1 protein-coding gene and 1 pseudogene are annotated in these 798 nt (G+C 64.5%); both read left to right on the top strand.

The window, feature by feature from the left end:
* A pseudogene (locus FXB41_RS40400) lies at positions 1-214 on the top strand (competence/damage-inducible protein A); the annotation flags it as partial.
* Between the two features lie 33 nt (positions 215-247).
* Entirely contained in the window at positions 248-775 is a 528-nt protein-coding gene (gene gpt / locus FXB41_RS40395; protein ID WP_219685723.1) for a xanthine phosphoribosyltransferase, read from the top strand.
* The last annotated feature ends 23 nt before the right edge of the window (positions 776-798 follow it).

Genomic DNA, 798 nt, shown 5'->3' with positions numbered 1-798 from the left:
GGTCCGCGCCAATGCGCGGGAAGGCGACATCGGCGGCCCGCTGCGGGCGATTGCCGCCGAACATCCCGACACCATCATCGGCAGCTATCCCTTCACGGATGAAGAGCAGAAGCCCAACACCAATCTGGTGGTGCGCTCGCGCGATGCGGACAAGTTGGCGGCGGCGATGGCCGCGGTGAAGGCAATGCTGGCGGGATTGAATATCAGCCGCTAACAACCAAGCTGCCGGCAGACGAAGGAGACGACAATGGCTGCTGAAGCACCGGAACTAAGTCCGCAAGAACGGGCGGGCCGCCCCTTTCCGGTCTCGTGGGACCAGTTCCACCGGGATTGCCGGGCGCTGACCTGGCGGCTCAACGAGGTTGGTCCGTTTCATGCGGTGATCGCGATCACCCGGGGCGGGCTTGTGCCAGCTGCGATCGTGGCCCGCGAGCTCGGCGTGCGCGTGATCGATACGGTCTGCATCGCCAGCTACGACCACGACAAACAGGGCGACCTCAAAGTGCTGAAGGGCATCTCCGAAGACGTGATGAAGCTCGGCGGCGGCACCGGCAAGGGGCTCCTGATCGTCGACGACCTCGTCGATACCGGCAAGACCGGCAAGCTGGTGCGCGCGATGCTCCCCGATGCGCATTTCGCCACCGTCTACGCCAAGCCGAAGGGACGTCCGCTGGTCGATACCTTCATCACCGAAGTCTCGCAGGACACATGGATATTCTTCCCCTGGGACACCGCGCTGTCGTACCACCCGCCGCTTCGCGACGGGGCGGCGTGAGTATCACCGTCATTGCGAGCGCA

Origin of the sequence: Bradyrhizobium canariense (assembly GCF_019402665.1) — a bacterium.
In the GTDB taxonomy this organism is placed as follows: domain Bacteria; phylum Pseudomonadota; class Alphaproteobacteria; order Rhizobiales; family Xanthobacteraceae; genus Bradyrhizobium; species Bradyrhizobium canariense.
The sequence above is the reverse complement of the archived record's forward strand: the minus strand, read 5'-3'. Positions and strand labels throughout refer to the sequence as shown.